This window comes from Thiohalocapsa sp., from assembly GCF_019695415.1.
Classification (GTDB): domain Bacteria; phylum Pseudomonadota; class Gammaproteobacteria; order Chromatiales; family Chromatiaceae; genus Thiohalocapsa.
Window position 1 is genome coordinate 1 of record NZ_JAIFKJ010000297.1, and the last position, 8676, is coordinate 8676.

Consider the following 8676-nt stretch of genomic DNA (forward strand, 5'->3'; position numbering starts at 1 on the left):
AGTGCGCCACCCAGCCCGTGACGCGGCTGCGCGGGCTGTACCAGAACTGCAAGGGCCGGCTGGACCAGATCCCGTGCGCCAAGGTGCTGTGGTTCCCCCCGCCGCCGATTCCCGGACTCGGCACCGCTGGCGGCTTCACCCTGCAGCTCGAAGCCTTGGGCGGCCAGTCGCCGCAGGAGCTCACCGAAGTGCTGCGCGGCCTGCTGGCAGAGGCCAACCAGGACCCGGCGATCGCCGAGGCGCGCTCCACCTTCAGCGCCGACGTGCCGCGGGTGTTCCTAGACCTAGATCGCACCCAGGCGCAGTACCTGGACGTGCCGGTGGCGACCTTCTTTCAGACCCTGAACGCCACCTTCGGCAGCAGTTTCGCCAACAACTTTACCTACCTCGGGCGTACCTATCAGGTGAATGTGCAAGCGGATGAGGCCGCCCGACGCACCCTGGATGACATCGGCAGCACCTATGTGCGCGCCGATAACGGCGCCATGGTGCCTGTGTCGGTGCTGGCGAGCGTCCGCGAGGAGCTGGGCGCGGACCTCATCTTCCGCTACAACCAGTTCCTGACAGCGCAGATCAACGGCAGCGCCGCCTCCGGCAATTCCACCGGCGAGGCCATGGACGCGATGATGGCGGCGGCGCGCAAGTCCCTGCCTGACGGCTATGACGCAGAATGGACTGCCATGTCCTATCAGGAGGCGCAGCAAACCACGGGCAGCCAGGTGGCCGTATTCGGCCTGGCGGTGCTGTTCGGCTATCTGTTCCTGGTGGGCCTATACGAGAGTTGGGCGATTCCGTTCTCGGTGCTTGCGTCCGTTACCGTCGCCGTGCTTGGCGGTGCGCTGGCGCTCAGGGTGGTCGGGCTGGATAACAACCTGTACACCCAGATCGGCTTCGTGCTGCTCATCGGCCTCGCCGCCAAGAACGCCATCCTCATCGTCGAGTTCGCGAAGGAGCAGCGGGAGGCAGGCAAGAGTCTGTATGAGGCTGCCGTCACCGGAGCGCATATGCGCTTCCGTGCCGTGCTCATGACCGCGCTCGCCTTCATTATTGGCCTGCTGCCCCTGGTGCTCGCAACCGGCGCCGGCGCCAACGCTCGGGTACACCTGGGCTTCACGGTGCTGGGCGGCATGCTCGCTGCAACCCTTATCGGCATCCTCCTGATTCCGGCGCTTTATGTGATGTTCCAGTGGATCGGGGATCGCGTCGGCGGGCTCATTGGTGCACCCGACTCCGGCGACACGGCCGCAGAGCCCAAGCGCTGATGCCGTGGTGCCTTGGCCGACGGAACGATGTCGGCCGGGCTGCGGCTGTCTTCTGAATTCAATATACCGTCCCCGTTTTATGGGTTGACCCCTGTGCCCCTTGCGGGACCGGGCGCTCCCCGCGATGTGCGTTTTCTTTCCGTGATCATGCTGTGATTCGCGCCCGCAACCGCCGCATACTGCGGGCACCCCTGCCAGCGCTCCCGGGAACGATTTTTGCTGCACGGCACAACGCGACGGCGCTAGAGTACGCGCCAACGTGCACCTCTACCCCCGCTGTCCGGGAGCCAGCCCCGCATGTCCATCCTCGTCGCGATCAATCACAAGACCGAGTACCGCTTCGATCGGCCGGTGAACATGGCGCCGCACACTGTCCGGCTGCGCCCGGCGCCACACTGCCGCACGCCCATCCGCTCCTATTCGCTGCGCATCGAGCCGGAGCAGCATTTCATCAATTGGCAGCAGGATCCCTTTGGCAACTATTTGGCGCGGCTCGTGTTTCCGGAGAAGGCGCGGACACTGTCCGTGGAGGTGGATGTCATCGCGGACATGGTGACGATCAACCCCTTCGATTTCTTCGTCGACGAGTATGCCTACAGCTATCCCTTTGGGTACGACCACCAGCTTACTAAGGAGCTTTTTCCCTACCTGGAGATCAGCGAGCAGGGCCCTTTGCTGAAGGACTGGCTCTCCGGCGTCGACCGCACGCCGCGGGAGACGGTCTACTTTTTGGTCGACCTGAACAAGCAGCTGAATGAAGACATCGGCTACATCGTCCGTATGGAGCCCGGCATCCAGAGCTGCGAGGAGACGCTGCGGCTCGGCCGCGGCAGCTGCCGCGACTCGGGCTGGCTGCTTGTGCAGATCCTGCGCCACCTGGGCCTGGCGGCGCGCTTCGTCTCCGGATACCTGGTGCAGCTGACCCCGGACGTGAAGTCCCTGGATGGTCCGAGCGGCACCGATCGCGACTTCACAGACCTCCACGCCTGGGCGGAGGTCTATGTGCCGGGTGCGGGCTGGATCGGGCTCGACCCTACGTCCGGGCTCTTCGCAGGCGAGGGCCACATCCCGCTGGCCTGCACTCCGGCCCCCATTTCCGCGGCCCCCATTACCGGCGCCACGGACAAGTGCGATGTCAGTTTCTACTTCCATAACCGGGTCAAGCGCATCCACGAGGACCCGCGGGTCACCAAGCCCTATACCGATGAGCAGTGGGCGGCCATCGAGAGTCTCGGCCATCAGATCGACGCAGAGCTCGCCGAGCACGATGTGCGCCTGACCATGGGCGGCGAGCCCACCTTCGTCTCCATCGACGACATGGAAGGCGCCGAGTGGAACATCGCCGCCCTCGGGCCGACGAAGAAGTCCCTGGCCGAGGATCTATTGCTTCGGCTCAAGCGCCGCTTCGCGCCGGGCGGCATGCTGCACATCGGCCAGGGTAAGTGGTATCCCGGTGAGCAGCTGCCGCGCTGGGCGCTGGCCTGTTACTGGCGCAAGGACGGCGAGCCCGTCTGGACGAACGAGAGCCTGCTCGGCAACGAGAAGGACAGCTCCGGCCACGAGCCGCTGGACGCGGAGCGCTTTATCCGCACCCTGGCGGGCAAGCTCGGGGTCGAGCCGGAGCACGCACAGCCGGCGTACGAAGATGTCTTCTACTATCTGTGGAAAGAGTCCCGGCTGCCCATCAACGTCGACCCCTTCGACAGCAAGCTGAAAGATCCCATCGAGCGGGCCCGGCTGGCGCGCGTGTTCAGCCAGGGTTTGGACCGCACCGTAGGCTTCGCGCTGCCGCTGCGCTGGGCGGGACTCCCGACCCGCGAGCAGGGCGGCGGCTGGGTCAGCGGCAAATGGAGCCTGCGCGACGGCAACCTGTTCTTGATCCCGGGCGACTCGCCCATGGGTTTTCGGCTGCCGCTGGATGCACTGCCCTATGTGCCCGACGCGGCCTTGGACACGCATCCCGAGCGGGACCCCTTCGACGCGGTGGCGCCGCTGCCCACGCGTTACGATGCAAAGGCAGACGAGATGGCGCGGCGCTATGGTCACATCACCGAGTCGGACCAGCCACGCGAGGCCTTCCAGGAGCAGGGCCAGCGCCCGGAGCAGACCGCGCGGCGCTACGGCCGGGCGCCACTGACAGAAGACCACCGCCAGGCTCTGTCGGAGCAGGCCACCCTGCCGGACGACTACCCACCCCAGCTCATCCGCACCGCACTCTGCATCGAAGTGCGCGAGGGTCGGCTGTACTGCTTCATGCCTCCGGTGACCCACCTGGAGCACTGGCTGGATCTGGTCCACTGCCTGGAGGACACCGCCGCGGAAACGGGCCTCAAGATCATTGTCGAAGGCTATGAGCCGCCGCGGGACCACCGCCTGAACAAGCTCGCCGTGACGCCCGACCCCGGCGTCATCGAGGTGAACGTCCACCCCGCCCACGGCTGGGACGAGCTGGTGCGCGACACCGAGATCCTCTACGAGGAGGCCCGCCTCAGCCGGCTCGGCACCGAGAAGTTCATGCTCGACGGCCGCCACACCGGCACCGGCGGTGGCAACCACGTGACCTTGGGCGGACCGACACCGGCCGACAGCCCGCTGCTGCGCCGCCCTGACCTGATCCGGAGCCTGATCACCTACTGGCAGCACCACCCGAGCCTGTCCTATCTCTTCTCCGGCACCTTCATCGGTCCCACCAGTCAGGCGCCGCGGGTGGACGAGGCCCGGGACGACAGCCTGTACGAGTTGGCGATCGCCTTCCAGCAGATGCCAACCGGCCGCGCCGGCGAGCGCCAGCCTTGGATCGTCGACCGGGTACTCCGGAACCTGTTGGTAGACGTCACCGGCAACACCCACCGCACCGAGTTCTGCATCGACAAGCTGTACTCGCCGGACTCGGCGAGCGGCCGGCAGGGGCTGGTGGAGTTCCGTGCCTTCGAGATGCCGCCCCATGGGCGCATGAGTCTGGCCCAGATGCTGTTGCTGCGGGCGCTGGTGGCGCGCTTCTGGCAGCAGCCCTACACGCGGCCGCCGGTGCGCTGGGGGACGGAGCTGCACGACCGCTTCCTGCTGCCGCATTTCGTCCGGCAGGACTTCAACGACGTCATCTGCGACCTGCGGCGCGCGGGCTATCCCTTCGACCCGGCTTGGTTCGACCCCTTCTTCGAGTTCCGCTTCCCGCACTACGGCGACATGATCGCCGCCAACGGCGTACGCATGGAGCTGCGCGGCGCCATCGAGCCCTGGCATGTGCTCGGCGAGGAGGTCACCGCCCAGGGCACGGCGCGCTTCGTGGACAGCTCCGTGGAGCGTATGCAGGTGAAGGTGGACGGCATGCTCGGCGAGCGCCATGCGCTGACCTGCAACGGCCGCCGCGTGCCGCTGCGGGCCACCGGCCGCCGCGGAGAGTACGTCGCCGGCGTGCGCTTCAAGGCCTGGGCGCCGCCGTCGGGCCTGCATCCCACCATTGCGCGGCACAACCCGCTGGTGTTCGACCTGGTGGACCTCTGGAACCGCGCGAGCCTCGGCGGCTGCACCTACTACGTGGACCACCCGGGCGGCCGCGCCGAAGAGCGCTTTCCAGTGAACAGTTACGAGGCCGAGAGCCGGCGCATCGCCCGCTCCCGCGTCCTGGGCCATACCCCCGGGGACATCGACCCGCCGCCGGAAGAGCCCGCCGGCGAGCATCCCTACACGCTCGACCTGCGCTGGACGCCGGGTTGCTAGAGCAAAACTCCAGGCGCCTCGCCGAGAACATGGATCAGGTCGTTGGCGACCACGAGCCTGTCGTGACTACCCGTCTCGGAGGCGGTCGACTAGAAAGCCGTCCTCCGACCTATGGTGGCGGGCCCCGGCCTCACTGACCCTCGCCCCAAAGCGCCCCCAGGTGGATGGCCGTGGCATCGAAGGGCGCGATGTGCTGCGGCCGATCGCCGCTGAAGAGACCGATTCGCTGCCAGCCGCCGTCGGCGAGCCCATATGCCTCGACCTGTCGCCTGACTGGATCGATCAGCCACGCAAAGTGCACGCCGAAGCTTGCGTAGATGGGCATCTTGATGTCGCGGTCCTTGCTCTCCGTTGAGGGGGAGAGGATCTCGCAGATCCAGTCGGGAACGATTTCGAAGCGATGCTCTTGCGGCACCCGCGGCATGCGCTCACGCCGCCACCCGGCGAGGTCGGGCACGTCCACCTCCGTGTCCCGCGTGAAGTGCAGCTCAGGCTCCGGCAGGATCCACCAGCCGCCTGGGCCGCCGCGGCCACGCTGGAAAGGGCCGTACAGCTCGCCGCCCACCCCCGCTGCGGCCAGTGCGTGGATGCCGGTCGGGCGCGGCTGGGTGTGCAACTGGCCATCCAGGATTTCTCCGACAAGGCCCTCGGGCAGGGCTTCGAGCTGTTCGTAGAGGCTCGGGTGGGTGCGGGCGTGCATCGTCGGTGTGGACAACGGCATGGTGGCGGGACTACAAAGCTCCCGCAGGCTGCCGGTCGCTGTCAACTGTGCGGAAGCAGCTGTCAGCTCAGGCCGGGAGCCGCGGGCGCCAAGTGGGGCGCTGACCCTAGGGAAGCGCTGATTGATCAGTGCTTCCCTAACGCGGAGGCCACGCATGGTCGAGCATGACGACGACAAGCTCGCCGCTTACCGCGGCAAGCGGGACACCGGCAAGAGCGGCGAGCCCGCCGGCGACGCCGAGACGTCCGACAGCGGCGACGGCGGCCGCTTTGTGATCCAGAAGCACGACGCTTCGACGCTGCACTACGACCTGCGGCTCGAGTCCGATGGCGTTCTCAAGTCCTGGGCCGTACCCAAGGGCCCGTCCACCGACCCATCCGACAAGCGCTTCGCCATCATGACCGAGGACCACCCCCTCGACTATGCCGACTTCGAAGGCGTGATCCCGGAGGGCGAGTACGGCGCCGGCACGGTGCTCGTCTGGGACCAGGGCCGCTACGACAATCTCCGTGCTGGGAAGCAGAGCGACCCGAAGACCATGGCCCAGAGCCTGGAGGAGGGCCTGGTCGAGGTCTACCTGCACGGCGAGAAGCTGACCGGCGGCTACGCGCTCAAGCGCATCGAGGGCGGCAACGAGGAGAAGTCAAAGTGGCTCTTGATCAAGATGCGCGACGAGGGCGCTGACGCCCGGCGCAACCCCACCAGCACCGAGCCGAAGTCCGTGCGCTCCGGGCGCGATCTGGATGCAGTGGCTGCCGAGTCCGACGATAACTGACGTCGGACACGCGCGGCGTTTCTAGGGAGAGACCGATTCATTGGCCTTGCCTTTCCAACAATCGGTCGGAGCCGGGCCATGTTCAGACATGGGCCCGTCTCCCGGCTCAGGAGGCGCCGCCGGTCATCCGGGAACGCGGCGTCTGCTGATTCTCGTTGGACGCCGACGTGCTCTCGCCTCTACCCTTGGTATCCGGGTTGTCGGGCTTCGCTTGGCCGTCCGTGTCGTCTTCGGCGCGCGGCAGGGCCACCAGCTTGGCGGCGAACTCCGCCATCAGGATGGGGCGTCCGTCCTGCATGCCGGCGTCGCCGTAAAGCACTACTTGGTCGCCGTCGGCGAGGTGCAGTTCGTGGGCGGCGTCGGACGGACCAAGGTCCGCCGTCACTTCCAGGCCGTTTGGCCCGGATACGCGGATTTGTCGGGGCACGTCCGCAGGCTGTCCAGCGCGTTGCTCGGGCTTGTTGCCCGCATCGTCGCCGTCGTCAGTGCCGACGCCCAAGACGGTGCCGGTCAGCATGACATCCATATCCGTTGCGACGCCGTCGCGGGGCTGCTGCACCCAGCTCGGATGGCGCATCGACCCTGGCCGGCTCGGCCGACTGGGATTCATAGCCATCCCATGGTGGCCAAACACCTGCGAGTGCATGAGCATCGGTGGATGGCCGGTGGCAGACGGATGACCTATCAACCGCCACTGCTCCACCACCAGCATCGGCTCGCCTCGCAGACGCTCGAGCCTGCCCGTGCCGGCGATACGCTGGCCGTTGCGGATGGCGGGACGCTTCGTGCTGACACCGCTTCGCACCTGCTCGACATCGCCGAAGTTGACCAGGGCAAGGCGTCCGTCATCCAGCAGCATCCTGCCGAGCAGGCGCGTGTCGCCATCGGCGTTGATGCGCAACGGTCGCACGCCGACCACCAAGCCGCTGAAGCGGTCTTGTGCGTCGGCCTTTGCTGATTGGCCGGCGCCCGCGTGGCTGGCGTTGGAGCCGGCCTGACGCTGCTCGCGGTCTTCGGCCGAGCTTGGCGCTGCACCCGCCGGCACGGCTGTGAGGCCGGCTGCGAGCAGCAGGGCGAGGGTGCTGGAGACAGGGTGTCGCATGGATGCTCCTCCTGTTGTTTTGGATGGGTTGGAAGATCTCGGCCCGCCGTTCGGCTTGCCAAGCCGCTTCGAGGCCGCTTGGGGAGGTGGGAAGCAAGGTGAATGCCGATTTGCACCCGCCGCGGCGACAGACGGCAGAGATCACCGGCCCGAGCGGGCCGCGGACCACGAGCCGCCCCGTCGTCCCTGATGGGGCGTCCTTCTAGGGTCACAGGTTCAAGGCATCGACGATGTGCACGACGCCGTTGCCGGCGGCGAGATCGGGCTGGACGATGTCGGCGTTGCCGATGCTGATGGCCGTGCCGCCGCGGTCGATTTGCATGGCTTCACCGCCCAGCGTATTGACTCGCTCCCGCTGGAGTAGGTCCGTGGCGGAGAGCTCTGCGTGCACCACATGGCGGCTCAGAACCTCAACGAGCCGCTCCGGGCTTTCCAACAGGGCTTCGCGCTCGGCCTGCGTGAGCTGCTGGAAGGCCATGTCTGTGGGCGCAAACACCGTCATGGGCCCCGGTCCTTCAAGGACTTGAGTCATATTGGCGGTCTCGAGCGCCTGCATGAAGGTCTGGAACAGGGCGTCGTTCTCGGTGATATCCAGCACTGTGGTCTGCGCGGCAGCGCCGGTGAGCTTTGGCAGGCCGAAGTACGCGTCGGCGAAACGGCCCGGCGGGTCGTAATTGCGATCGCCGGCCTCGGCGCGGGCCAGCGTTTCCTCGTCGGCATAGCGACTGCCAAAGCTCAAGGCCGCGAGTGGGCCGAGGGCGATGACCAGCAGCAGGGCGAGGCCGGTCAGGTTGCGCTTGTAGAGTGATCGTTCGGTCATGGTGTCAGTCTCCTCTGCCGCTGTGTGGGCAGAGCTGATTTGCGGATGTCGGTGGGACGAGCCTGGCGCACCGGGCGATTGACTTAAGGTGTCAGCAACCGGTGTGCCGGAAAAACCGCTCGGATCATGCGGTCAGCCGTCTGTGGGGGAGCTTGCGGCGGGATGGCCGCGGGTATGGCGCAACCCGTATCATGAGACCGGATGGAGCCATTCCACCCGAACAGCAAGAACAAGCCGCTTACTCCGCATGGGACGAAGTAGACCGCGGGGACAGAG

6 protein-coding genes are annotated in these 8676 nt (G+C 66.9%); 3 read left to right on the forward strand and 3 right to left on the reverse strand.

Annotated elements, in window-relative coordinates; genetic code table 11:
- Both I6U14_RS08620 and I6U14_RS08625 read left to right on the forward strand, forming a co-directional pair.
- Positions 1 to 1262, forward strand: a 1262-nt coding sequence (locus I6U14_RS08620; RefSeq protein ID WP_296898493.1) for an efflux RND transporter permease subunit, incomplete at its 5' end; no start/stop codon positions are given.
- 297 nt (positions 1263 to 1559) lie between these two features.
- Positions 1560 to 4982, forward strand: coding sequence for a DUF2126 domain-containing protein (locus I6U14_RS08625; protein ID WP_296898495.1), 3423 nt, complete (start codon positions 1560 to 1562; stop codon positions 4980 to 4982).
- A 130-nt stretch (positions 4983 to 5112) separates the two neighbouring features.
- On the opposite strand, the gene I6U14_RS08630 is transcribed toward I6U14_RS08625, so the two are convergent.
- Positions 5113 to 5682 carry a Uma2 family endonuclease gene (locus I6U14_RS08630; protein ID WP_296898502.1) on the reverse strand — a complete coding sequence of 190 codons (570 nt, stop codon included), beginning with the start codon at positions 5680 to 5682 and terminating at the stop codon, positions 5113 to 5115.
- A 175-nt stretch (positions 5683 to 5857) separates the two neighbouring features.
- On the opposite strand from I6U14_RS08630, the gene I6U14_RS08635 reads away from it, so the two are divergent.
- Positions 5858 to 6478 carry a DNA polymerase ligase N-terminal domain-containing protein gene (locus tag I6U14_RS08635; RefSeq protein ID WP_296898497.1) on the forward strand — a complete coding sequence of 207 codons (621 nt, stop codon included), beginning with the start codon at positions 5858 to 5860 and terminating at the stop codon, positions 6476 to 6478.
- Positions 6479 to 6584: 106 nt separating this feature from the next.
- On the opposite strand, the gene I6U14_RS08640 is transcribed toward I6U14_RS08635, so the two are convergent.
- Positions 6585 to 7580, reverse strand: coding sequence for a hypothetical protein (locus I6U14_RS08640; RefSeq protein WP_296898499.1), 996 nt, complete (start codon positions 7578 to 7580; stop codon positions 6585 to 6587).
- Positions 7581 to 7788: 208 nt separating this feature from the next.
- Positions 7789 to 8400 (reverse strand): fasciclin domain-containing protein, encoded by a 612-nt coding sequence (locus I6U14_RS08645; RefSeq protein ID WP_296898500.1) that lies wholly within the window; start codon positions 8398 to 8400, stop codon positions 7789 to 7791.
- Positions 8401 to 8676 lie beyond the last annotated feature (276 nt).